The sequence below is a fragment of the Streptomyces sp. NPDC049915 genome (assembly GCF_040656475.1).
GTDB lineage: Bacteria > Actinomycetota > Actinomycetes > Streptomycetales > Streptomycetaceae > Streptomyces.
On the sequence record NZ_JBFAMH010000005.1, the window covers coordinates 111,511 to 133,933 of the forward strand.

The following is a 22,423-nucleotide window of genomic DNA, read 5'->3' on the forward strand; positions in this document are numbered from 1 at the left end:
GGTTTCCCCGGGTAAGGCCGATCCGACCGCCTCGCGCCGAGCCGCACTCTGGGGCACGGTGGAGTGACGCGTGACACACACGTGCCCCGCCCGCGAGAGGAGCACCCGCATGTCGAACCACACCTACCGGGTCACGGAGATCGTCGGCACCTCCCCCGAGGGTGTCGACGCAGCGATCCGCAACGGCATCACGCGCGCGTCGCAGACCCTGCGCAATCTGGACTGGTTCGAGGTGACACAGGTGCGCGGGCAGATCGAGAACGGGGACATCGCCCACTGGCAGGTGGGCCTCAAGGTCGGCTTCCGGCTCGAGGAGACCGACTGACACGGAGCCGGACGGCTCGGGTACGGCCCTCGCGCTCCTGCGCCACCTTCAGCTCGGTCGACGGGGTGGCCCAGCGCGCCCGCAGCACGGTGAACCCCTCCCGCTCGGCGTCGTCGCACACCAGCTCGTCGTCGTCCACCAGCACCCGGACCTCGCGGCTGAGGGCGAGCCGGCGCAGCGTCTGCAGCTTGGTGCGCCGGGCGGGCCGCCGGTCGTCGTCGCCGCGCATGTACACGCGCCCCTCGGGCAGCCCGTGCGCGGCCAGCCAGTCCAGCGTGTCGGCCCGGCACCGCTCGGGCCGACCGGTGAGGTAGACGACCTCGCACTCCCGCGCGCTCTCCACGGCCAGCGCGACACCCTGGGCGAGCGGCGGGTCCGCGGGCGCGGCGGCGAAGAAGGCGTCCCAGTCCTTCGGCCGCCGCTCGAGGAACCTCTGACGGTGCGCGGTGTCGGCGAGCGTGTTGTCGAGATCGAACACGGCGAGCGGACGACGCGACGCGCGGGAGGCGGACGTGCCGGACGTAACAGTCACGCGGTCCACCCTAGCCCCGCCGTATGGATCATGCTTCTCCCATGCGATCCCCCGTCCGAGCCGCCGTCCCCGCCCCCCGCAGGTCCTTCCTCGGTGCCGCCCGCCAGCGGCCCTGCACCCTCGTGGTGTGCCGGGGCTGCTGCTGCGGCAACGCCCGCAAGCACCCCGGCACCGATCACGTCTGGCAGCTGGAGCGGCTGCGCGCCGCGGCCGAGGAGCACGGCTTCGAGGTCCGTACGACCGACTGTCTCGGCCCCTGCGACCAGGCGAACGTCATCGTCGTCCAGCCGTCGGCCGCGGGACGCCGGGCCGGCGGGCGGGCCGTGTGGGTGGGGTTCGCGACGGACGATGACTGCACGCAGGAGGTCATCGACTGGGCGGCCGCGGGCGGCCCCGGCGTGGCCGCGCCGCCGGTGACGCTGGAGTTGCAGGTCATCCGGCGGCCGGGGGCACGCAAATAGGGCGCCTCAGTGCTGCCGGTCCGGGCGGTGACGCCGGTACGGCGCGGCGCCGCCCAGCAGCAGCGCCCCGCCCGCCAGGGCGGCCGGGAGCATGCCGTCCGTGCCGGTCCCGGCGAGGGCTCCCACGGCGCCCACCTCCTCGACCGGGGTGGGCTGCTGCGGCTTCTCGCCGGAGGTGTTGGACAACTCGTGGCCGAACACCGGGTTGCCGATACCGACGACGTTCGCCGTGCTGCCGCTGACGTTGACCGGGAGGTCGACCGGCAACTGGACCCCGTTGCAGGAGCCGACGCCGGGCGAACCGGCGAGGCTGCCCTCCGCCGTCGAGTCGGCGTGCGCCGCCGGGACCATGACCATCGCACCGGACGCGGCGGCCACCGCGATCAGGGTGTTCCGGGTAACCCATGAGAGAGATGCGGTCTTTCGCCCGCACCGGATGCAACGCCCAGCGGCGGAAGGAGCTATGAAGAATCAGCCGTTCACGCGGCCGTGTCCGCGCGCCGACGCACCGTGACGGTGGGAATCCCTCGCGGCCGCGGGTGTTGAACGAGAGGTGAATGCGCTGATCAGCCGGACCCGTTTCTCCGTCCTCGACCGCTCCCGCACCCGGGAAGGGCACCCCGCGGGCGAGGCGCTGCGCGACACCGTGCGCCTCGCGCGGGAGGCGGAGCGGCTCGGCTACCACCGCTTCTGGGTGTCGGAGCACCACGGCGTGCCGGGCGTGGCCGGTTCGGCGCCGACGGTGCTGGCCGCCGCGGTGGCCGGGGCGACCGAGCGGATCCGGGTCGGCACGGGCGGGGTGATGCTGCCCAACCACCAACCGCTGATCGTCGCGGAGCAGTTCGGGGTGCTGGAGTCCCTCTTCCCCGGCCGGATCGACATGGGGCTCGGCCGGTCGGTCGGCTTCACCGACGGGGTGCGCAGGGCGCTGGGCCGCGACAAGAACGACGCCGAGGACTTCGCGGCGCGGATCGGGGAACTGCTCGGCTGGTTCGGCGGCACCTCCCCGACCGGGGTGCACGCACGGCCCGCGGAGGGGCTCAGCGTGCCGCCGTTCGTGCTGGCCATGGGAGAGGGCGCCCTGATCGCCGCCCGGCTCGGCCTGCCCATGGTGATCGGCGACCTGCGAGGCCGGGAGAGGATGCGGCGCGGTATCGACGCCTACCGGGAGGCCTTTCGGCCCTCGCCGTGGGCGAGCGAGCCGTACGTGGTGATCTCCGGCACGATCGCGGTGGCCGGCACCCCGGCGGACGCCCGACGGCTCCTCCTGCCCGAGGCCTGGTCGATGGCGTACTCCCGCACGCACGGCACCTTCCCGCCGCTGCCGCCCGCCGAGACGGTCGAGACCCGCGCCATGACGGCGAAGGAGCGCGGCTTCTACGAGTCGGGGCTCACCGGGCACATCGCGGGCACCGAGGGGCAGGTCGCCGCGGAGCTGGAGACGCTGCTGAAGGAGACGGACGCGCAGGAGGTGCTCATCACCACCAGCACCTACGACCGTGCGGCGCTGCTGGACTCCTACCGCCGGCTGGCCACGTTGTTCGCATAGAATCGCGGGGTTTGTCCCCCAGCAGCCGTACGGAGTCACCGCCATGCACAGCCCCCACGACCCGTACGTCCGGGTGCGCGGCGCCCGTGAGCACAACCTGCAGGGCGTGGACGTCGACATCCCGCGCGACGCGGTGGCGGTCTTCACCGGCGTGTCCGGGTCGGGCAAGTCGTCGCTGGCGTTCGGCACGATCTACGCCGAGGCGCAGCGCCGGTACTTCGAGTCGGTGGCGCCGTACGCGCGGCGGCTGATCCATCAGGTGGGCGCGCCGAAGGTCGGTGAGATCACCGGGCTGCCGCCCGCGGTGTCGCTGGAGCAGCGCCGCTCGGCGCCGACCTCGCGTTCCTCGGTGGGCACGGTGACGAACCTGTCCAACTCGCTGCGGATGCTGTTCTCGCGGGCCGGCGCCTATCCGCCGGGCGCCGAGCGCCTCGACTCCGACGCGTTCTCGCCGAACACGGCGGCCGGCGCCTGCCCCGCCTGCCACGGCCTCGGCCAGGTGCACGACACCAGCGAGGAGTTGCTGGTGCCGGATTCCTCGCTGTCGATCAGGGAAGGCGCGATCGCCGCCTGGCCGGGCGCCTGGCAGGGCAAGAACCTGCGGGACGTCCTCGACGCGCTCGGCTACGACGTGGACCGGCCCTGGCGCGAACTGCCCGCCGAGCAGCGGGAGTGGATCCTCTTCACGGACGAGCAGCCCGTGGTGACCGTGCATCCGGTGCGGGACGCCGGCCGTATCCAACGGCCCTACCAGGGGACGTACATGAGCGCCCGGCGGTACGTGCTCAAGACGTTCGCGGACTCCAGGAGCCAGACGCTGCGGGCGAAGGCGGAACGCTTCCTGACCAGCGCGCCCTGCCCGGCCTGCAAGGGCAGCCGGCTGCGGCCGGAGGCGCTGGCGGTGACCTTCGCGGGCCGCACGATCGCCGAGCTGGCGGCGCTGCCGCTGGCGGAACTGGCGGACACGCTGACCGCCGACGGCGAGACGGCCCGCGTGCTCACCGAGGACCTGAAGTCACGGATCGCGCCGGTCCTCGAGCTGGGCCTGGGCTATCTCAGCCTGGACCGGGCCACACCGACCCTCTCGGCGGGCGAGCTCCAGCGGCTGCGGCTCGCGACGCAGCTGCGCTCCGGGCTGTTCGGGGTGGTGTACGTCCTCGACGAGCCGTCGGCGGGGCTGCACCCGGCGGACACCGAGGCGCTGCTGACGGTGCTGGCGCGGCTGAAGCGGGCCGGGAACTCGGTGTTCGTGGTCGAGCACCACCTGGACGTGGTGCGCGGCGCCGACTGGCTGGTGGACGTCGGCCCGCGGGCCGGGGAACACGGCGGGCGGGTGCTGCACAGCGGGCCGGTCGCCGAGCTGGCGGGAGTGGCGGAGTCGGCGACGGCGCGCTATCTCTTCGACGACTCCCCCGCGCCGGTGCGTGAGGTGCGTGCCCCGCGCGGGCAGCTGACGGTCGGTCCGGTCACCCGGCACAACCTGCGGCAGGTGACCGCCTCGTTCCCGCTCGGCGTGTTCACGGCCGTCACCGGGGTGTCGGGGTCCGGCAAGTCGACGCTGGTGGGCGAGATCACCGAGGACCTACCGGGCGTGGGCCGGCTGGTGTCGGTGGACCAGCGGCCGATCGGCCGCACCCCGCGCTCCAACCTGGCGACGTACACGGGCCTGTTCGACGTCGTGCGGAAGGTGTTCGCGGCCACGGACGAGGCGCGGGCCCGGGGTTACGGGGTGGGCCGGTTCTCCTTCAACGTGCCCGGTGGGCGGTGCGAGACCTGCCAGGGCGAGGGCTTCGTCAGCGTGGAGCTGCTGTTCCTGCCCAGCACCTACGCGCCGTGCCCGGACTGCGCGGGGGCCCGCTACAACCCCGAGACGCTCCAGGTGACCTACCGGGGGCGGACGATCGCCGAGGTGCTGGATCTGACGGTGGAGGCCGCGGCGGAGTTCTTCGCGGACACTCCGGCCGCCGCGCGCAGCCTGGGCACGCTGCTCGACGTGGGTCTCGGCTATCTCCGCCTCGGCCAGCCGGCGACGGAGCTGTCCGGCGGTGAGGCGCAGCGCATCAAGCTGGCGAGCGAGCTGCAGCGCGGCCGCCGCGGCCACACCCTGTATCTGCTGGACGAACCGACGACCGGCCTGCACCCGGCCGACGTGGAGGTGCTGATGCGCCAGCTGAACGGCCTGGTGGACGCCGGGCACACGGTGGTGGTCGTCGAGCACGACATGACGGTGGTCGCGGCCGCCGACTGGGTGATCGACCTGGGCCCCGGCGGCGGCGACGCGGGCGGCCGCATCGTGGCGGCGGGCACCCCGGGGCAGGTGGCCCGTGCGCAGGGCAGCGCGACGGCGCCGTACCTGGCGCGGACGCTGGGGCGCTAGGCGACGTCCGCGGGGAGGAGTGCGGGGCGTCTGGGTGCGGGCAAGCGTGTCGGGGTGGTGCCGGGCAGGTGCGCGCCCGTGGGCGGAGCGGGCTGCGCGGCCTGGGCGAGGGCGCGGCGGTCCGGGTGCCGGCCCGGCGGGATCGGGGCGCGGACCTCGGCCTCGGCCACCAGGCCGCGCGAGGACACCACCCGCCACACGGAGCTGAGCAGGGAGTCCTCGCCGACGAAGGCGGGGGCGGTCGAGGCCGCTCCCCCGGAGTGCCGGTAGTAGCGCAGGTGCACCGGCTGGACGGGGACACCGGCGTCGAGCGCGGCCTGGAACGCGGCGCGGCGGAAGCGGCCCTGGGCGCGGCCGCACCAGGTGCTGCCCTCGGGGAAGACGGCGACGGCCTGCCCGGCGCGCAACTTGCCGGCGATCCGGGCGACCGTGCCGGGCAGGGCGCGCAGCCGGTCCCGGTCGATGAACAGGACGCCGCCACGCGCGGCCAGCGCCCCGGCGACCGGCCAGCCTCGTATCTCGGACTTGGCGAGCATGCGGGCCGGGCGGACGGCGGCCAGCAGCGGGATGTCCAGCCAGGAGATGTGGTTGGCGACCAGGAGCAGGCCGCCGGTGGGCGCGGCGGCGGTGCCGGTGATCCGCACCCGCACACCGGCCGCCCGTACGATCCACCGGCACCAGATCCGCACGGCCGGCGCCGGGATCCGCGCGCCGAGCGGGGCCAGCGCGATCCCGACGAGCAGCAGGGCGACCAGCCCGGCCAGCCTGAGCACCGCGCGCGGTACGGCACTGATGCGGGCCCTCGCCTCCACGCACGTCCCGGGGGTGCAGGGGGCGCTGGGCAGCCAGACGCTCATCAGGCCGGGACGAGGGAGAGGAAGTGCCGCAGATAGCGCGGGTCGACGCGGCGCATCGACAGCAGCACGTACAGGTCGGCCACCCCGAAGTCCGGGTCGTGGGCGGGCTCGCCGCACACCCAGGCACCCAGGCGCAGATAGCCGCGCAGCAGGGCGGGCAGCTCGGCGCGGGAGGCGGGCGCGCCGGCCGTGCGCGGGGTCCACGGCAGCAGCGGGCGCACCCGGTACTCCTCGGGGGCGAGGTGCTTGGCGCGTACCCGGTCCCAGGTGGCGGCGGCGAGGGCGCCGCCGTCGGCGAGCGGCAGGGAGCAGCAGCCGGCCAGCCACTCGTGGCCCCGGTCGACCATGTAGCGGGCGATGCCGGCCCAGATGAGGCCGATGACGGCGCCGTCGCGGTGGTCGGGGTGGACGCAGGAACGGCCCACCTCGACGAGGCCGGGGCGGATCGTGTCGAGCGCGCCGAGGTCGAACTCGCCCTCGGAGTAGAGCCGTCCGGCGACGGCGGCCCGCTCGGGCGGCAGCAGCCGGTAGGTGCCGACGACCTGCCCGGTGATCTCCTCGCGCACCAGCAGGTGGTCGCAGTACGCGTCGAAGGCGTCGATGTCGTGGCCGGGCTGCGGGGTGGTCAGCAGGGCGCCCATCTCCCCGGCGAAGACGTCGTGCCGCAGCCGCTGCGCGGCCCGCACCTCGGCCTCGTCCCGGGCGAGGGAGACGGTATAACGGGTGGGCGCGGCGGGCCGCGGCGGACGGTCGAGCGTGGAAACGCCGGTCATGGCTGACTCCTGGTACGGCCGGAAGGGCGAGGGGGGCGGTACCCCTCGTTTCTTCCGACGCCGGTTGGCGCGGACGTGACCGCAGCCAGGAGCGAGGATGTGGAGCTGTTGAATGCCAGGCGCCGAAGCGAGACGGGACCGGGGAGAGCACCAGCCCCGGTCCCGCCCGTTCGCGCCTGACGGCGAACGTCTGTCAGCGCCTGGCGACCTTGCGGGTCGCGCGCAGCCACTCCTTGTTCATGTGGGTGATGGAGGTGAGCGGGATGCCCTTGGGGCAGGCGGTGGCGCACTCGCCGGCCAGGGTGCAGCCGCCGAAGCCCTCGGCGTCCATCTGGGTCACCATGTCCAGGACGCGGGTCTCGCGCTCGGGCGAGCCCTGCGGGAGGACGCCCAGGTGGTTCACCTTCGCGGAAGTGAACAGCATGGCCGCGCCGTTGGGGCAGGCGGCCACGCAGGCGCCGCAGCCGATGCACTCGGCGTGCTCGAAGGCGTAGTCCGCGTCGGCCTTCGGGACAGGGGTCGCATGCGCCTCCGGTGCGGATCCGGTCGGGGCGGTGATGTAGCCGCCGGCCTGGATGATCCGGTCGAAGGCCGAGCGGTCGACGACCAGGTCCTTCACGACCGGGAACGCCGCTGCCCGCCACGGCTCGATGTCGATCGTGTCGCCGTCCCGGAAGGACCGCATGTGCAGCTGGCAGGTGGTGGTGCGCTCCGGGCCGTGCGCGTCGCCGTTGATGACGAGCGAGCACGCGCCGCAGATGCCCTCGCGGCAGTCGTGGTCGAAGGCGACCGGGTCCTCACCGGAGAGGGTGAGCTGTTCGTTGAGGACGTCCAGCATCTCCAGGAAGGACATGTCGGGCGAGATGCCGTCCACCTCGTAGGTGGACATGGCGCCGTCGGCGTCGGCGTTCTTCTGCCGCCAGACGCGCAGGGTGAGCTTCATGCGTAGCTCCGCTGGGTGGGGTGGACGTACTCGAAGACCAGGTCTTCCTTGTGCAGGACGGGGGCCTCGCCGGTGCCGGTGAACTGCCAGGCCGCCGCGTAGCCGAACTCGTCGTCCCGGCGGGCGGCCTCGCCGTCGGGGGTCTGGGACTCCTCGCGGAAGTGGCCGCCGCAGGACTCGGCGCGGTGCAGGGCGTCGAGGCACATCAGCTCGGCCAGTTCCAGGTAGTCGACGGTGCGGTTCGCCTTCTCCAGGGACTGGTTGAGCTCCTCGCCGCTGCCGGGCACCTTGATGCGGCGCCAGAACTCCTCGCGGATCTCCGGGATCCGCTCGAGCGCCTTGCGCAGGCCCGCGTCGGTGCGGGCCATGCCGCAGAACTCCCACATGAGTTCGCCGAGTTCGCGGTGGAAGGAGTCCGGGGTGCGGTCACCGTCGACGGACAGCAGCAGGTTCAGCCGGTCCTCGGTCTCGGCCAGGACCTCCCGGACGACCGGGTGCTCGTCGGTGACCGTGTCCCCCAGCGGGTTACGCGCGAGGTAGTCGTTGATCGTCGCCGGCAGCACGAAGTAGCCGTCGGCCAGGCCCTGCATCAGCGCGGACGCACCGAGCCGGTTGGCGCCGTGGTCGGAGAAGTTCGCCTCGCCGATCGCGAACAGGCCGGGAACGGTGGTCTGCAGGTCGTAGTCGACCCACAGGCCGCCCATCGTGTAGTGCACGGCCGGGTAGATCCGCATCGGCACCTGGTACGGATCCTCGTCGGTGATCCGCTGGTACATGTCGAAGAGGTTGCCGTACCTGGCCTCGACCGCCGTGCGGCCCATGCGCTCGATGGCGTCCGCGAAGTCCAGGTAGACGCCCTGCCCGCCGGGGCCGACACCACGGCCCTCGTCGCAGACGTTCTTCGCGGCCCGGGAGGCGATGTCGCGCGGGACGAGGTTGCCGAAGGAGGGGTAGATGCGCTCCAGGTAGTAGTCGCGCTCGTCCTCGGGGATCTCGTTCGGCGCACGCGTGTCACCCTTGGCCCTGGGCACCCAGATCCGGCCGTCGTTGCGCAGCGACTCGCTCATCAGCGTCAGCTTCGACTGGTGGTCGCCGGTGCGCGGGATGCAGGTGGGGTGGATCTGGGTGAAGCACGGGTTGGCGAAGTAGGCTCCGCGCCGGTGCGCCCGCCAGACCGCGGTCGCGTTGGAGTTCATCGCGTTGGTCGACAGGTAGAAGACGTTGCCGTAGCCGCCGGAGGCGAGAACGACCGCGTCGGCGAAGTACGTCGAGATCTTCCCGGTGATCAGATCGCGCGCCACGATGCCGCGGGCCCGGCCGTCGACGACGATCAGGTCGAGCATCTCGGTGCGCGCGTGCATCTCCACGTTGCCCGCGGCGATCTGCCGGCTGAGGGCCTGGTAGGCGCCGAGCAGCAGCTGCTGGCCCGTCTGCCCGCGGGCGTAGAAGGTGCGGGAAACCTGGACGCCGCCGAAGGAGCGAGTGTCGAGCAGGCCGCCGTACTCGCGGGCGAAGGGCACGCCCTGGGCCACGCACTGGTCGATGATCTCGACGGAGATCTGCGCGAGCCGGTGCACGTTCGACTCGCGCGCCCGGAAGTCGCCGCCCTTGACGGTGTCGTAGAACAGCCGGTGGACGGAGTCGCCGTCGTTGCGGTAGTTCTTCGCCGCGTTGATGCCTCCTTGCGCGGCGATCGAGTGGGCGCGGCGCGGGGAGTCCTGGTAGCAGAACTGGACGACGTGGTAGCCCTGTTCGGCGAGGGTGGCGCCCGCCGAGCCGCCCGCGAGGCCGGTGCCGACGACGATCACCGTGTGCTTGCGCCGGTTGGCGGGGTTGACCAGCTTGGCCTCGAAGCGGCGCGTGTCCCAGCGCTCGTGGATCGGGCCGGCGGGGGCCTTGGTGTCGGCGATCGGCTCGCCGGGCGTGTAGTCGACGTAGGAGGTCATGTCAGCTCACCACTCCGGTCATGACGCCCACGGGGACGGCGATGAAACCGGCCGTGAGCAGCAGCGCGAGGATGTTCGCGACGGTCTTGAGGGCCCGGTTGCGGGTGCGGCTGCCGGCGCCGAGGGTCTGGGCGGCGCTGAAGAAGCCGTGCCGGATGTGCAGGCCGAGGGCGAGCATCGCGACGATGTAGATCACGTTGCCGTACCAGGTGGAGAAGGTGTCCACGACGTTCTGGTACGGGTGGCCCTCCTGGAAGCCGCCGGAGTGCACGGTGCCGGTGGTCAGGTCCAGGATGTGCCAGACGATGAACAGGCCGAGGATGATCCCGCCCCAGCGCATGGTGCGCGTCGCGTAACTGGCACGCGGCTTCTTGTGCACGTACTTGCTCGGCCGCGCCTTGATGTCGCGGCGGCTGAGCTGGTACGCGGACACGGCGTGCGCGACGACCGCGGCGATCAGGACGACGCGGACCAGCCACAGCGTCCACTCGTAGTGCATGAAGGGTTCGCCGACGGTGCGCAGCCAGTGCCCGTAGTGGTTGAACTCCCCGGCGCCGAAGAAGATCTTCAGATTGCCGATCACATGGGCGACCAGGTACAGCAGCATGATCACGCCGCTGACGGCCATGACCGTCTTCTTGCCGACGGTGGAGTCCCACACGGTGCGTGCCATGGACGGCCGTCGGTCCGTCCGCGTTGCCAGAGCCATGTGTCAGCACGCTAGGGGCTGGGAGGGCGATCGGTCCAAGACATGGTCCAGCTTGATCCGATAGGCAGAGCCTATGCTGGTCTTATGCAGTTCCAGCAGCTCCAGTACTTCGTCGCCGTCGCCGAGACGCGCCACTTCACGCGGGCCGCCGAGCTGGTCCATGTCGCCCAGCCGTCGCTGTCCCAGCAGATCAAGGCGCTGGAGCGGGAGCTGGGCGCCGATCTGTTCCAGCGGGCGCGCGGCAACATCACGCTGACCGACGCCGGGGAGACCCTGCTGCCGCTCGCCCGGCGGATCCTCGCCGACGCCGACACCGCACGCCACGAGGTGCAGGAGCTGGCGCAGCTGCGGCGGGGCCGGGTGCGGCTCGGCGCCACGCCCAGTCTGTGCACGGGCCTGCTGCCGGACGTGCTGCGGGCCTTCCACGACCGTTACCCGGGCATCCAGCTGCTGATCGAGGAGAGCGGCTCGCACGACCTGGTACGGGAGCTGGCCCGCGGCGCGCTGGACCTGGCGCTGGTGGTGCTGCCCCTGCCGACGCCGTCGCCGGCCCTGACCACGGTGGAGCTGCTGCGCGAGGACCTGGTCGTGGTGTCCTCACCGGAGGCGCCGACGCCGGGCGGCGGGCGGCGGGCGGTGCGGATCGCCGACCTGGAGGGCGAGCGTCTGGTGATGTTCCGGCACGGGTACGACCTGCGGGAGCTGACGGTGGCGGCGTGTCGTTCCGCCGGGTTCGAGCCGGACTTCGCGGTGGAGGGCGGCGAGATGGACGCGGTGCTCGGGTTCGTGCGGGCGGGGCTCGGGGTGGCCGTCGTGCCCCGTATGGTGGCGGCGCGGTCGGGGCGCGGCCTGCGGGTCACCGCGTTGGCCCGGCCGGGGTTGCATCGGACGATCGCGCTCGCCCATCGCAGCGATGTGGCTCCGCCACGGGCTGCGCGGGAGTTGCAGCGGATGCTTCTTGAGCGGTGAGGCTGGGGCGGGGTTCGCATGAGCACCGTTGAGCTTCGGCCGGTTCGGCGTCTGCGTGTTCGTTGTGGTTGTTCGCGCAGTTCCCCGCGCCCCTTTGCGCGCCTGCGGGGCGCGGCGGGCCGGGCCGGCTGGTGCCGTGCCGGGTGGCCCGGAGCGTCAGGGGCCCTGGGGCGGCTCCCACACTGAGGCGTCGTGCGCGAAGAGGACGCGGCGGGGGTCGAAGGCGGCCAGGCGGTCCAGCCAGGGGCGGTACGGGGGCAGGGGCGGTTCGACGCCGTCGCGGGCCGCCTCGCGGGCCAGGTGGTCCGAGGCGTAGTCGGAGGCGAAGTCGTGGGCCTGCCCGGCGAGCACGACCGTGCCGTCGCTCAGGCGCACCACCAGCGACTGGTGGCCCTCGGTGTGCCGGGGCGTCGGGACGATCCACACGCCCGGGCGGATCTCCGCCTCGCCTTTCAGCTCCTCGTACGTCACGCCGGGAAAGTCGATCAGCGCGTCGAAGGTGTGGCCGCCGGCGCGGGCCGTGGCCAGTTCCACGTCCTGGACCACGACGGGCGTGCCCGGGAAGAGCGGGTTGCCGCCGCAGTGGTCGAAGTGGAGGTGGCAGTTGACGACGAGGGTGATGTCCTCGGGGGCCACCCCGGCCGCCGCGAGGGCCTCGCGCAGCCCTCGGCGGCGGGGCCGGTAGTGGGCCTCCGTCTCCGGGCTCGCCGCCCCGATCCCGGTGTCGAACAGGATCGGGCCCCGCTCGTGACTCACGAGGTAGGCCAGGACGGGCTCGACGCGCGGATGCGCCCCACCCGCCTCCGAGGCGGGGCGCACGAAGTACCCGAGGTCCAGCCGCCGTATCCGCATCGGTTCAGCCCCTCGCGTCCGCCAGGGCCAGTTCGTGCAGCCGTTCCGGTGGGCCGGGGCGGGCGTAGTACCAGCCCTGGGCGGTGTCGCAGCCCAGTATCCGCAGCTGCTCGGCCTGGGCGCCGGTCTCCACGCCCTCGACGGTGACCGCGAGGTCGAGGCTGTGGGCGAGCGAGACGATCCCCTCGACGATCTTCAGGTCGACGGGGTCGGCCGGGAACTGCTGCATGCCCTGCGTGAAGGAGCGGTCCAGTTTCAGGACGGACACCGGCAGCCGGCGCAGGTTCGCCAGGTTCGAGTAGCCCGTGCCGAAGTCGTCCAGGGCGATGTCGATGCCCATCTCGGCCAGCCGGCGCAGCGGTTTGAGCAGGTCGTCGTCGGCGCCGATCAGGGCCGACTCGGTCACCTCCAGGCACAGCGCGTCCGGTTCCACGCCCGTGCGCTCCAGGATGTCCACGGTGTCCTGCACCAGCCCGGGATGGGTGAGCTGGCACGGCGAGAGGTTGACGTTGATGCGCAGCGGGCCCGCCCCGGCGTTGCGTTCACGCCACTGGCGCGCCTGGCGCACCGCCTGGTCCAGCACCCACCGGCCCAGCGGCACGATGAGCCCCGTGTGCTCGGCGAGCGGGATGAACCGGTCGGGGCCGAGCACTCCGTGCTGCGGGTGCAGCCAGCGCACCAGCGCCTCCGCGCCGCGCACGCTGCCGTCGCCGAGGTGCACCAGCGGCTGGTACTCGATGAAGAACTCGCCGCGTTCCAGGGCGGCCGGCAGCGCCGTGGTCAGGCCGTGCCGGGTGATGGCGCGGGCGTCGGCCTCCGGGTCGGCGAGTTCGAAGCGGTTGCCGCCGGCCGATTTCGCCCGGTACATGGTGATGTCGGCGCTGCGCAGCACCTCCGCCGCGCTGCGCTCACCGGCGGCGCCCTCGACGATGCCGATGCTGCCGCGCACGGTCAGCTCGCGGCCGTCGATGCGTACGGGCGCGAGGAGGGCGTTCATGATGCGCGCGGCGAGTTCGTCGGCCTCGCGGCGGCTGTCGGGGCCGGTGGTCAGCGCGACGAACTCGTCGCCGCCGAGCCGGGCCACCATCTCGCCGGGCGCGGTGGCGCAGGACTGCAGCCGGTCGGCGACCTCGACGAGCAGCCGGTCGCCGGCCGCGTGTCCGAGGCTGTCGTTGATGGTCTTGAAGCCGTCGAGGTCGAGGTAGCACAGGCCGAAGCGCTGTCCCCCGCGCTGGGCGAGGACCTTCTCCAGCCGCTCGAAGAACAGCGTGCGGTTGGGCAGACCGGTCAGCGCGTCGTGCGTGGCCTCGTAGCGCAGCCGCAGGTTGAGCAGGCGGCGCTCGGTGGTGTCCTCCATCAACGCCAGCTGGTACTGCGGCTCGCCGTCGGCGTCGCGCAGCAGGGAGACCGTCAGATTGGTCCACAGGACCGTTCCGTCGGGGCGGTAGAACGCCTTCTCCACGTGGTAGTGCTCGCGTTCGCCGCGCACCAGCTCGTCGTACAGGCGCCACACCTGCGGGGCGTCCTCGGCGTGCGTCCACTCCTTGACGTTGCGGCCGCGCACCGCCTGCTCGATACCGCCGAACATGCGCACCAGCGCGCCGTTGACCTGCAGTATGGTGCCGTCGAGGTCGGCGATGCCGATTCCTATGGCGGCGCCCTCGAACACCGCCCGGAAGCGGGCCTCGCTGGCGTGCAGCGCCTGCGCCACCACGCCCTGCGCCTGCAACGCCGCCTGCGCGATGGCCTCCTGCTCGCCCAGGGTGCGTTCGCGCAGCGCCTGCGCGTAGCCGGCGGCCATGGCGTGCTGGAGCCGGGAGCAGCGGGTGCGCAGCTCCTCCGGGTCGCCGTCGCCGCCGCAGTAGAGCACGAGGTAGGCGTCCACGCAGTCCAGGGTGCGGCTGAGCGCCTCCGGGTCGGTGCAGTGCGCGGCGACCAGGGCGGCGCCGATCACCCGGCCCTCCTCGGTGACCGTGGCCGGCGCGTGCAGTGCCCCGCTGAGCCGCCGGGCCAGGGGAAGCAGGTCCGCCTCGAACTCCGGCCGGGTCGCCGACGTGGAGGTCAGCGGGAACACCGCCCGGGTCCAGATCGTGGCGAACCGGCGCAGTCTGTCCTCCGGCCCGTCCGGTTCCGCGCTCACGCCGTACGCCCCACGCCCGCGAAGCCGGAGAAGGCGAACGGGTCCTCGTCCTCCGGCGCCGTCTCGGGCCGCCACAGCGGCATCGGCACCAGCCCCGGCTCCACCATCTCGTACCCCTCGAAGAACCGCGCGATCTCGTCGGGCGAGCGCATGACCAACGGGTGGCGAATGTCCTGGTACACGTCCACCGCACCCCCTGCCCGCTCGGGAGGCACCGGGATTCCCTCGTACGAGGCATGCGTGAGCGCCAGCAGACTGCCGGGCGCGAGCGCGTCGCGCAGTTCGGCCACCGCGGCGTACGGGTCGTCCTCGTCCTCCACGAAGTGCAGTATGGCAACGAGGAGCAGCGCCACCGGCCGCTTCAGATCGATCAGCCGCTCCACCTGCTCACTGGCCAGGATCTCGTGGGGCTTCAGCAGATCCGCCGCGACGACGTCGGCGTTCTCGTTGCCCTCCAGCACCGCTTGGCTGTGCGCGACCGCCACCGGGTCGTGGTCGACGTAGACGACGCGCGCGCCGGGGCGGGCGCTCTGGGCGATCTCGTGGACGTTGCCGAAGGTGGGGATGCCGGAGCCGATGTCGAGGAACTGGGTGATGCCCTCGTCGGCCGCGAAGCGCACGGCCCGGCGCATGAACGCCCGGTTCGCCTGCATGACCTTGGGCAGCCCCGGCAGGAATTCCATGGCCCTGCGGGCGGCTTCCCGGTCCACCTCGAAGTTGTGCGAACCGCCCAGGTAGTAGTCGTAGATGCGCGAGACGCTCGGCACCGAGATGTCGATGCTTCGGGGGGCCCAAGCGGGACGCTCCATCCATCTCTCCAAGGCGTAGGCGATCCGGTGTTCGAGCAGAGGCTACTGATCGTCGGGTCAAGTAGCGAGCAGAACCGGAAATTGACCGTCCGTTCCCGGTCACTGCCTGCGGCACGTGCGTGTGCGGCGCCGCGCCACGTTACTACCGCACGTGTCCGGGATGCTGCGCAGAGTACAGGGCGGCACGCACAGCGGACCGCCCCCTCCGTGCGGTGCGGAGGGGGCGGTCCGTCGGCCGTGCGCGCCGCCCGGGCGGGGGGGGGGCGGACACCCTGGGGAGGTGCGATCCGTCACTTCTTCGGCGCGCCGACCGGCTTTCCGTCGGGTGCGACGGCGTACCAGGTGCCGCCGACGCCCTGACCGTTGATGTCCCCGGGGGTCTTGTCACCGGAGAAGGTGTAGACGGGCCAGCAGTTGACCGTCTGCTGCTTGACGCCGTCGGGCCGGGTGAAGCTCATCAGGCCCTTCTTCTTCACGTCCTTGGTGTCGCCGGCGGCGACGGGTTCGACGGCCGGCCACTTCTGCAGACAGGCGCCGGTGCAGGCGGAGACCGGCTTGGGCCAGGCCTGGTCCTTCAGGAAGCGGTAGACGGTCATGCCGTTGCGGTCGACGACGATGTCACCGAGGTTGGGGTCCTTGCGGACGGACAGTCCGGGCAGATCGGATGCTTTCGCCTTCTTGCCGTCGGGAGCGAGCGCGAACCACTTGCCCTTGAGGCCCTGGCCCTTGACCTCGCCCGCCTTGACGTCCTTGGCGTAGCGGTACGCCGGCCAGCCGCCGATGGTGAGCTGCTTGGTGCCGTCGGCACGGGTGACCTCGCCGAGCTCGGACGGTTCGATGCCGGTACCGGCGATGACGTCGTCCGCGGGCACCGGCGGCCACACCTTGGCGCAGTCGCCGTCGCAGGTCGACTTGGACGGCTCGGCGGTGTCCGCGTCGAAGCGGTACAGGGTGAGCCCGGAGCCGTCGGTGAGCACCTTGCCCAGTTCGGCGTTGTCGGTGACGGACAGCTTGCCCGCGGGGGCCGGCCGGGCCTGCGGTGCGGAGCTCTGGCCGGAGGACCCGTTGCCGACGCCGTAACCGCCGCCGGCGGTGCCGTAGCCACCGACCGGGGCCGTGGCACCGACGTTCTGGGCGGCCGCCTTGGCACCACCGTCGCCCTGCCCGCACGCCGTCGTCAGCGCCAGTACGGCCACGGCGCCCACCGCGAGCGAGGCGCTCCGCCACGAGGTCTTCATCGTCAACTCCCCACGTTCACAAATGTGTTGCAGCGCCCTGCTGCGTCGCTGCACGGCATGGGGTACGCAGCGGGACGGTGGGTGTGTTCAACGCCGGTGCGGAAATCTTTGCGGAGGGGGTGATTCCGTCGGACAGGCGTGCGGAGCGCCGGACATACGAGCGTCAGCCGTGCACGGCGCCACGCCGAGCACCGTCGCCCGTTCGGAGCATTCCGCCGCCGACCAGGCATGACGGGGTCCCGCGCACCTCATGATCTGCGTCGTGTACGGACCCGAACCGACCCGAACCGCCGTGGGCACACGGGTGCTGGCCGCGGTGGCCCTGAGCTGGTTCCTGGTGGGCGCACCGGCCGGGACGGCGACGGCCGACGCCTGCGCCTACGCCTCGACCGGACCGGACGGGGTGACGGCGGTGGCGGTGGCCGGCAGCCTCGACTGGCCGATCCCGCCCGGGTGTTCACCGAGCCCGGCGCCCAGTCCGACTCCGCCACCACCGCCTCCGCCACCACCGCCTCCTCCGCCGCCACCGCCTCCTCCTCCGCCGCCACCTTCGTCTTCGCCTTCGCCGAAACCACCGCCGCCGAAGCCGGCACCGACACCCCCGCCGCCGAAACCGCGGCCCACGCCTGCGGCCCCGGCACCCCCGGCCCCCGCACCACCGGCGCCCGCGCCCCGGCCCGCGCCGGTCCGCCCGGCCCCGCCTCCCCCGCCGGCCCCCACGCCCACTCCGACACCGCGGCCCTCCGCGAGCCCGGTGAGCTACCCGCGGTATCACGCGGCGCCGCCCCGGCGGCAGCGCAGCCACCACGTCTCGCCCGTCGTCTATGTCCTGCTCATCACCACGCCCGCGATCGTGGCCGTCGCCGCGCTCCGCCCGCGCTGAGCCCCGGAGGTACCCCCGTTGCCGGAATGGCTTGTTCTCACCCTCGCGATGCTGGCCGCCTGTGTCGTGGTGGTCGTCATCACGCTCGTCCGTCACCGCACGGCGTCCGAGGACGAGGACCCCAGTGAGACTCCGGACGTCATCGAGTACATGACCATGTGGATCGGCGTGGTCTACGCCATCGTCCTGGGCCTGGCGATCGCGGGCGTGTGGGAGGCGCGCAGCACCGCGCAGGACCATGTGCAGGCGGAGGCGCAGGCGCTGCACGAGATCGACCAGCGCGTCCGGGTCTATCCCGCTCCGACCCGTGACCGGATCCGAGCGGATGTCAACGCCTATGTCGGACACGTCGCCACCAAGGAGTGGAAGGCGATGGAGGACCACGGCGAGGTCACCGACCGCGGCACCCTGCTGCTCGACCGGCTGCGCCGGGACGTCACCGACTACCAGCCGCGCAACGACTTCGAGGCGCAGGCCTACCAGCCGCTGCTCGACCAGGTCACCGCGGCCGACGAAGCCCGCACCGCCCGTGCGAACGCCACCTCGCCGACCATGCCGGGGGTGGTGTGGTTCGGGCTGCTCACCGGGGCGGTGGTCACCATCGGCATGGTCTTCGCCCTCCAGATCCGCCGCACTCCGCGCGAACTGGTCCTCGCGGGCCTCTTCTCGGCCCTGATCGCCTTCCTGCTGTTCCTGATCTGGGACTTCGACGCGCCGTACAGCCGGGACACGGCCGCGTCGATGGAGCCGTTGCTCAGCCTCTTCCCGCACGCCAAGGGGTGAGTCACGCCCCTTGTCGGACGCCGGGGCCGAGTCAGCGAGGGTTGGCGGCGGCCCGCCCGGTCGGCGGTGCGGTGGACGCCCGGTCCGCTCGTCGCCACGCCGATGTGTCCCCCGGACGCGTATGCGACGTCGCCCGTATGGAGCACAGGCTTGACCCGTTCGCGCTACTGCGATCGCGGGGGCGCGGTCCCCTTCCTAGCGTTTCGGTCATCGAGGGGCACTTCTGCACAAGCGGAACACAGGTCCGCAGCCGCTCCTCGGAGACCGGAGGAAACACATGCGCGCGATACGCGTCGCTTCGGCCGCTCTGCTGAGCCTGGGCGCCCTCGCCCTGACGGCGCCGGGCGCCGTCGCGCAAGGCGACGGCAGCAACATCACCCCGTTCGGTTTCGGCGTCGTCCCGTCCACGGTCTCGGCCGGCGGGCAGGTCATCCTCCAGGTCGACCGCGGCCGCGGGGGCTGCCGGGGAGCGGTCACGGTCTCCTCGGATGTGTTCGACACGGTCACCATCGCGCCGCGCCTGTCGTCGGCGACGGCGACCGTCGACCGGGACGCGCGCCCGGGCGCCGTCTACCAGGTGACGTTCACCTGTGACGGGGTGAGCGGCTCGACGGGACTGGGCATCGCCGGCGGCCGGCCGGTGCGTCCGACGCCTCAGCCGCTGCAGCCGACGGTGCCCCGCGGGGTGCACGCCGGTGCGGGAGGCAGCGTCGGCGGGTTCGACGCACGGGAGATCGGGCTGGGCGCGGCACTCGTCGCCGGGTCGGTCGGCGCGGCGTATCTCGTCGCGCGGCGGCGGAGCGGCGAGAGCGGCAGCTGATCCGCGTGTGCGCCGCCGGCCGGGTGTGCCGCAGGGCGTCGCCCCGGACCCCCGCTCGGGGTCCGGGGCGACGCCCTGGTCGTGTGCGCGGTGCGACGTGTGCGCGGTGGAAAGGGAAAGGCGCGATGCGGGGATCAGATGTGTTTCTCGGAGCGGCGGCGCATCCAGAACACGCCGCCGCCGATGACGGCCGCGGCCACGAGCCCGCCGCCGATCGCCATGTCGGTGGGGGAGGCGCCGCTGGAGCTGCTGCCGCCCAGACCGCCGCGGACACCACCGATGACGGTGAAGGCCGCCGGGTTGGTCAGGGTTTGGCCGTTGCAGTTGACCGTGATGCTGTGCGCGCCGGGGCGCGCGTCGTTGTTGATCGTCGCGGTGCCCTTGGCGGTCTGGTTGGCGCCGTGGATCGGGGTGAGCGGCGTGGGCCGGAAGGCGTCCGAGGTGGCGGTACCGCCGGACGGGCAGCCGTCGACGGTGATGGTGAGCTGCCCGCCGCGGGCGATGACGCTGGGCAGCGCGACGATGTTGCTCAGTCTGAAGTTCATGCCGTCCCGCGCGGCGGCCGAGGGGGCGGCGAGGCCGAGGGCGGCGACCGCGGCGGCCGTGGCCACCAGGGCACGAGAGTTGCGCATGTGATCCTCCGCGGAAGACGCCCCGGGACCCGTCCCCGGTCGATCGGCGAGAAAGCGTCTCCCGGAAAAACCCTCAGATGCCGTGCGCGCTCCCGCATTTCGGGGATGGTCCGTCCCGGTGAGACGACACACCGTCAAAAGAGGCCGCAGCCGGATATCGCCGCAGGTCACGGACCGTCAGAAACGATCCGTTCGGCCGTGCCACGGATGGCGCACACGGGGAACTCCCGCCACCCGTTCGCTGTCGCCTCCTCGCCGCTCGGGCCGACCGGACTTAGCGTTCTTTCATGCGCACCATGGCGCGGCGACGGCCGTGTCGAAAGGGGATGGCGAATGTCTGCGTCCGAGCTGTCCGAACTGGCCGAGGAGGAGGAGCGGCGGAGAAAGCGCGCCCCCTGGGGGGTGATAGCGCTGGTTCTGCTCACCGGTCTCGCGCTCATTCGCAATGGCTCCGGGGAGTTCGACGTGGGTCCGCCGCAGCCGGCGTCGGCGGCGGCCGCGGACAGCCGCAGCGCCCAGGGCGTGCTCTCCCGGGCGCCCGAGCCGCTGGCGTTCTCCGTGGCCGACCGGGTGCGCATTCCCGCGATCCAGGTCGACGCGCCCGTCATGCCGGTCGGCCTGGACGCGGACGGCTGGGTGGACGCGCCGCCCCCGGAGGACCCGAATCTGGCGGGCTGGTTCACCGGCGGAGTCTCGCCCGGGGAAAAGGGCACCGCGGTCGTCGTCGGCCACGTCGACAACAAACAGGGCCCTGCGGTCTTCTATGGGCTGGGCGCACTGAAAAAGGGAAATCGCGTCGAGGTGCACCGCCAGGACGGAAAGACGGCGGTGTTCGAGATCTACGGCATCGAGGTGTTCTCCAAGGCCGACTTCCCCGGCGACCGCGTCTACGCGTCCAAAGGCGCGCCGGAATTGCGGGTCATCACCTGCGGGGGCGGCTTTTCCAAGAAGAACGGTTACGACGGGAACGTCGTCGTCTTCGCCCGCCTGACCGAGGTCCGCTGAGCGGGATCCCGGCAGGCGGGCGAAGGCCCGCGAGCTCTCAGGCGTACGGGCGGCTCGGCACGGTGAGGTGGTAGCCGGAGTCCAGCAGGTGCGGCAGGTAGCGGCGCAGCGCGCCGACGCTCTCGGAGCGGTCCCCGCCGGCGTCGTGCGAGAGCACCACGACGCCGGGACCGGCACCCTCCTCCACCGCCCGGACGATGGCTCCGGTGCCGGGGAGGGTCCAGTCCTCGGTGTCGACGGTCCAGGCCAGCGGCTCCATGCCCAGCTCGGCGCCGAGCTGGAAGGCGGCGCGGTTCCAGGCGCCGTAGGGGGCGCGGAACCAGCGGGGGCGCTCGCCGTAGGCGGCCTCGATGACGTCGCTGGTGCGTTCCATCTCGCTGCGGATCTCCCCTCGGCCGAGCTGGGTGAGCAGCGGGTGGGACCAGGTGTGGTTGCCGACGACGTGGCCCTCGTCGGCCATGCGGGCCAGCAGGTCCCGGTTCCAGTCGGCCTGTTCCCCGCACACGAAGAACGTGGCCCGCACGTCGTGCTCGCGCAGGGTGTCCAGCATGCCCGGGGTGTAGCGGGGATCGGGACCGTCGTCGAAGGTCAGGAACATGGTGCGGCCCCGCGCGGAGATCTTCAGCAGCGGTTCGCGCCGCACCGGTGTGCGTGGCGGTGCCGTGTGCGGCGGCCCGTATCCGGTCAGGGGCTGCAGACGGTAGGCGGACGGCTTCTCCGGCAGCTGGGCGGGGGCGCCGGCGGCGGGCGCGGCGGGGCGGGCCGGCTCGTCGGCGCCCTCCAGTGCGAACAGCCCGGCGGTCCCGGCCGCGCCCAGAGCGGCGGCACCGGCGAGCAGCGCCCGGCGCCGGGTGAGGAACTGATCCTTCTTCATGACCAATCAGTCGCCCACCGACCGCACGACGCACCCCACCACCACCGCACCGGCGTCAGGGAAACACCCACTCAGCGCAAGCACCCGGACGCGCGAACCGAGCGCACGGAAAATCGGGTGCGGCGGCCGGCAGTGCCCATTACCGTCGCGGCGCGCCCGACTCCCCCGCCCTCCTGGACACGCCCGAGGCCACGTTCGCCGCCTTCGTGGCACGAGCGGGCGCCGACCCGGACGTGGCCGGACTGGTGCTCAGCGGCTCCCGGGTGCACGACGGCATGCCCACCGCTCGCTCCGACCACGACCTCCACGTGGTCCTGCGCGACGGGCACGCCTCACCGCTCGCCGACGCCGACCGGTTCCGTTCGGCCCATCTGGACCTGGTGGTGCTCACGCTGACCGCGCTGCGCGACCGGGGGCTGCCCGGCGGTGCGGACGGCTGGAGCCGCTACGCCTACGTCCACGCCGAGGTGGTGCTGGACCGGCTCGACGGCGAGATCGCTCGGATCGTGGACCGCAAGCGCACCCTGGAGCAGGCCGAGGCCCGCGCGGCGGTCGACGCCCAGCTCGACGCGTACGTCAACCAGGCCTACCGCTCGCTGAAGAGCCACCGTGACGGGCGGGCCGGGCTCGCCCACCTGGACGCCGCCGAGAGCGTGCCGTACGCCCTGGAGGTGCTGTTCGCACTGCACGGCCGCGTGCGGCCCTACAACAAGTACCTGTGCTGGGAGCTGGAGCGGTATCCGCTCGGCGCGCCCGAGTGGGGTACGGATCGGTTGCTGCCGTTGGTGCGCCGCATCCTGGCCGACGGAGACCGGGACACCCAGCGGGCCCTGTTCGGCCGGATCGAGGCGGCCGCCCGGGCCGCCGGGCACGATCAGGTGCTGGACTCCTGGGGTGAGGACCTGCGCCTGCTGCGCCCGGACGGCTGATCCGCCGCCGAAGGACC

Annotated in this window: 23 protein-coding genes; 10 read left to right on the forward strand and 13 right to left on the reverse strand. The window is 72.7% G+C overall.

Annotated elements, in window-relative coordinates; translation table 11 throughout:
- The first annotated feature begins 109 nt into the window (after positions 1-109).
- Positions 110-325, forward strand: a complete 216-nt coding sequence (locus tag AB0J12_RS10340; protein WP_363263834.1) for a dodecin — start codon at positions 110-112, stop codon at positions 323-325.
- Here AB0J12_RS10340 and AB0J12_RS10345 read toward each other — a convergent pair.
- The gene (locus AB0J12_RS10345) at positions 291-857 is read right to left on the reverse strand and encodes a hypothetical protein (protein ID WP_363263835.1); all 567 of its coding nucleotides are present in this window, start codon (positions 855-857) and stop codon (positions 291-293) included. The two genes, AB0J12_RS10340 and AB0J12_RS10345, sit on opposite strands and share 35 nt — an antisense overlap.
- A gap of 41 nt (positions 858-898) precedes the next feature.
- On the opposite strand from AB0J12_RS10345, the gene AB0J12_RS10350 reads away from it, so the two are divergent.
- Positions 899-1,318 (forward strand): (2Fe-2S) ferredoxin domain-containing protein, encoded by a 420-nt coding sequence (locus AB0J12_RS10350; RefSeq protein WP_363263836.1) that lies wholly within the window; start codon positions 899-901, stop codon positions 1,316-1,318.
- A 6-nt stretch (positions 1,319-1,324) separates the two neighbouring features.
- Here the strand turns inward: AB0J12_RS10350 and AB0J12_RS10355 are convergent, their stop codons facing one another.
- A complete protein-coding gene (locus AB0J12_RS10355) occupies positions 1,325-1,696 on the reverse strand; it encodes a chaplin (protein ID WP_363263837.1) in 372 nt (123 codons plus the stop codon).
- Positions 1,697-1,871: 175 nt separating this feature from the next.
- Here AB0J12_RS10355 and AB0J12_RS10360 point away from each other — a divergent pair, with 175 nt between their 5' ends.
- Both AB0J12_RS10360 and AB0J12_RS10365 read left to right on the forward strand, forming a co-directional pair.
- A complete protein-coding gene (locus AB0J12_RS10360) occupies positions 1,872-2,867 on the forward strand; it encodes an LLM class flavin-dependent oxidoreductase (protein ID WP_363263838.1) in 996 nt (331 codons plus the stop codon).
- A 43-nt stretch (positions 2,868-2,910) separates the two neighbouring features.
- Positions 2,911-5,244 (forward strand): excinuclease ABC subunit UvrA, encoded by a 2,334-nt coding sequence (locus AB0J12_RS10365; protein ID WP_363263839.1) that lies wholly within the window; start codon positions 2,911-2,913, stop codon positions 5,242-5,244.
- On the opposite strand, the gene AB0J12_RS10370 is transcribed toward AB0J12_RS10365, so the two are convergent.
- From AB0J12_RS10370 to AB0J12_RS10390, 5 genes are all read right to left on the reverse strand, one after another.
- Positions 5,241-6,101 (reverse strand): lysophospholipid acyltransferase family protein, encoded by an 861-nt coding sequence (locus tag AB0J12_RS10370; RefSeq protein WP_363263840.1) that lies wholly within the window; start codon positions 6,099-6,101, stop codon positions 5,241-5,243. The genes AB0J12_RS10365 and AB0J12_RS10370 overlap by 4 nt on opposite strands.
- Positions 6,101-6,874 carry a GNAT family N-acyltransferase gene (locus AB0J12_RS10375; protein WP_363263841.1) on the reverse strand — a complete coding sequence of 258 codons (774 nt, stop codon included), beginning with the start codon at positions 6,872-6,874 and terminating at the stop codon, positions 6,101-6,103. The genes AB0J12_RS10370 and AB0J12_RS10375 overlap by 1 nt, the downstream gene beginning before the upstream one ends.
- A gap of 193 nt (positions 6,875-7,067) precedes the next feature.
- On the reverse strand, positions 7,068-7,817 hold the full coding sequence (locus AB0J12_RS10380) for a succinate dehydrogenase/fumarate reductase iron-sulfur subunit (protein ID WP_363263842.1): 750 nt from the start codon (positions 7,815-7,817) through the stop codon (positions 7,068-7,070).
- The gene (locus tag AB0J12_RS10385) at positions 7,814-9,763 is read right to left on the reverse strand and encodes a fumarate reductase/succinate dehydrogenase flavoprotein subunit (RefSeq protein WP_363263843.1); all 1,950 of its coding nucleotides are present in this window, start codon (positions 9,761-9,763) and stop codon (positions 7,814-7,816) included. The genes AB0J12_RS10380 and AB0J12_RS10385 overlap by 4 nt, the downstream gene beginning before the upstream one ends.
- 1 nt (position 9,764) lies before the next feature.
- On the reverse strand, positions 9,765-10,436 hold the full coding sequence (locus AB0J12_RS10390; protein ID WP_363263844.1) for a succinate dehydrogenase: 672 nt from the start codon (positions 10,434-10,436) through the stop codon (positions 9,765-9,767).
- A gap of 120 nt (positions 10,437-10,556) precedes the next feature.
- Between AB0J12_RS10390 and AB0J12_RS10395 the strand changes: the two genes are divergently transcribed.
- Positions 10,557-11,441 (forward strand): LysR substrate-binding domain-containing protein, encoded by an 885-nt coding sequence (locus AB0J12_RS10395; protein WP_363263846.1) that lies wholly within the window; start codon positions 10,557-10,559, stop codon positions 11,439-11,441.
- A gap of 156 nt (positions 11,442-11,597) precedes the next feature.
- On the opposite strand, the gene AB0J12_RS10400 is transcribed toward AB0J12_RS10395, so the two are convergent.
- From AB0J12_RS10400 to AB0J12_RS10415, 4 genes are all read right to left on the reverse strand, one after another.
- Positions 11,598-12,293: an N-acyl homoserine lactonase family protein gene (locus tag AB0J12_RS10400; RefSeq protein WP_363263847.1), complete on the reverse strand. Its 696-nt coding sequence runs from the start codon at positions 12,291-12,293 to the stop codon at positions 11,598-11,600.
- Between the two features lie 4 nt (positions 12,294-12,297).
- Positions 12,298-14,433: an EAL domain-containing protein gene (locus AB0J12_RS10405; RefSeq protein WP_363263848.1), complete on the reverse strand. Its 2,136-nt coding sequence runs from the start codon at positions 14,431-14,433 to the stop codon at positions 12,298-12,300.
- A complete protein-coding gene (locus AB0J12_RS10410) occupies positions 14,430-15,242 on the reverse strand; it encodes an SAM-dependent methyltransferase (protein WP_363263849.1) in 813 nt (270 codons plus the stop codon). Before AB0J12_RS10410 ends, AB0J12_RS10405 begins: the two co-directional genes overlap by 4 nt.
- A gap of 290 nt (positions 15,243-15,532) precedes the next feature.
- On the reverse strand, positions 15,533-16,480 hold the full coding sequence (locus tag AB0J12_RS10415) for an SCO0930 family lipoprotein (protein WP_363263850.1): 948 nt from the start codon (positions 16,478-16,480) through the stop codon (positions 15,533-15,535).
- Between the two features lie 754 nt (positions 16,481-17,234).
- Here AB0J12_RS10415 and AB0J12_RS10420 point away from each other — a divergent pair.
- From AB0J12_RS10420 to AB0J12_RS10430, 3 genes are all read left to right on the forward strand, one after another.
- Positions 17,235-17,363 carry a hypothetical protein gene (locus tag AB0J12_RS10420; RefSeq protein WP_363263851.1) on the forward strand — a complete coding sequence of 43 codons (129 nt, stop codon included), beginning with the start codon at positions 17,235-17,237 and terminating at the stop codon, positions 17,361-17,363.
- A gap of 18 nt (positions 17,364-17,381) precedes the next feature.
- Positions 17,382-18,146: a hypothetical protein gene (locus AB0J12_RS10425; RefSeq protein ID WP_363263852.1), complete on the forward strand. Its 765-nt coding sequence runs from the start codon at positions 17,382-17,384 to the stop codon at positions 18,144-18,146.
- A gap of 277 nt (positions 18,147-18,423) precedes the next feature.
- Positions 18,424-18,966 carry a hypothetical protein gene (locus AB0J12_RS10430; RefSeq protein ID WP_363263853.1) on the forward strand — a complete coding sequence of 181 codons (543 nt, stop codon included), beginning with the start codon at positions 18,424-18,426 and terminating at the stop codon, positions 18,964-18,966.
- 134 nt (positions 18,967-19,100) lie between these two features.
- On the opposite strand, the gene AB0J12_RS10435 is transcribed toward AB0J12_RS10430, so the two are convergent.
- Positions 19,101-19,598 (reverse strand): hypothetical protein, encoded by a 498-nt coding sequence (locus AB0J12_RS10435; protein ID WP_363263854.1) that lies wholly within the window; start codon positions 19,596-19,598, stop codon positions 19,101-19,103.
- A 333-nt stretch (positions 19,599-19,931) separates the two neighbouring features.
- Between AB0J12_RS10435 and AB0J12_RS10440 the strand changes: the two genes are divergently transcribed.
- The gene (locus AB0J12_RS10440; protein WP_363263855.1) at positions 19,932-20,603 is read left to right on the forward strand and encodes a class F sortase; all 672 of its coding nucleotides are present in this window, start codon (positions 19,932-19,934) and stop codon (positions 20,601-20,603) included.
- A gap of 37 nt (positions 20,604-20,640) precedes the next feature.
- Here AB0J12_RS10440 and AB0J12_RS10445 read toward each other — a convergent pair whose 3' ends face one another.
- Positions 20,641-21,477 carry a polysaccharide deacetylase family protein gene (locus AB0J12_RS10445; protein ID WP_363263856.1) on the reverse strand — a complete coding sequence of 279 codons (837 nt, stop codon included), beginning with the start codon at positions 21,475-21,477 and terminating at the stop codon, positions 20,641-20,643.
- A 206-nt stretch (positions 21,478-21,683) separates the two neighbouring features.
- Here AB0J12_RS10445 and AB0J12_RS10450 point away from each other — a divergent pair, with 206 nt between their 5' ends.
- On the forward strand, positions 21,684-22,406 hold the full coding sequence (locus AB0J12_RS10450; protein WP_363263857.1) for a hypothetical protein: 723 nt from the start codon (positions 21,684-21,686) through the stop codon (positions 22,404-22,406).
- Positions 22,407-22,423 lie beyond the last annotated feature (17 nt).